This is a genomic window from Oleiphilus sp. HI0067, from assembly GCF_001635735.1.
Genome location: NZ_LWFI01000127.1, coordinates 1 through 841 on the forward strand (window position 1 = coordinate 1; position 841 = coordinate 841).

An 841-nucleotide genomic window follows, 5' to 3' on the forward strand; every position below is an offset into this window, starting at 1 on the left:
GGAAGTGTCGAACAACGTACTGATAGTTCTGATCTTGGTGGTACCATGCGCTTAGGTGCGCAGGACTGTCGCTTGGAGCCTGGTTCTACCGTTGCAACCGCTTATGGCAAAGAAGTTGTCAATGAGCGTCATCGTCATCGTTATGAAGTAAACAATAACTTACTTCCAAAGCTAAAAGAGGCCGGACTTATTGTCTCTGGTCGTTCGATGGATGGTGCGTTGGTTGAAGTTGTGGAAGCACCAGAACATCCTTGGTTCGTTGCGTGCCAATTCCACCCAGAGTTCACGTCTACTCCGCGTGATGGCCACGGTTTGTTTGAAGGTTTCGTAAAAGCGGCGATTCAGAACAAAAAAGCTTAGAGGCTTTGGCGAGAGAGATAAGGTAGGCGGTATGAGCCAAAAAGTAGTGAAGGTTGGCGATATCGAAATCGCGAACGACAAACCTTTCGTGTTATTTGGTGGGATGAATGTGCTGGAATCAAGAGATCTGGCACTTCAAATTGCTGAGAAGTACGTAGAAGTCACCCAAAAACTAAATATTCCTTACGTTTTTAAAGCGTCGTTTGATAAAGCAAATCGTTCTTCGATTACTTCGTTCCGTGGTCCAGGTATGGAAGAAGGGCTCCGTATTTTTGAAGAAGTAAAAAACACGTTTAACGTTGCTGTGATTACAGATGTGCATGAGCCCTATCAAGCAGCACCGGTTGCTGAGGTTTGTGACATTATTCAATTGCCTGCATTCCTGTCGCGCCAAACAGACCTTGTGACCGCGATGGCTCAGACTAATGCAGTTATTAATATTAAGAAAGCACAATTTCTCGCGTCTCAAGAGATGAAGCAC

General features: G+C 45.3%; 1 protein-coding gene and 1 pseudogene. Both read left to right on the top strand.

Translation table 11 applies throughout. From position 1 onward, the window contains the following. On the top strand, positions 1-360 hold a 360-nt coding region (locus A3739_RS01740), incomplete at its 5' end, for a gamma-glutamyl-gamma-aminobutyrate hydrolase family protein (protein WP_197471952.1). A gap of 31 nt (positions 361-391) precedes the next feature. Continuing rightward, a pseudogene (locus tag A3739_RS01745) lies at positions 392-841 on the top strand (3-deoxy-8-phosphooctulonate synthase); the annotation flags it as partial.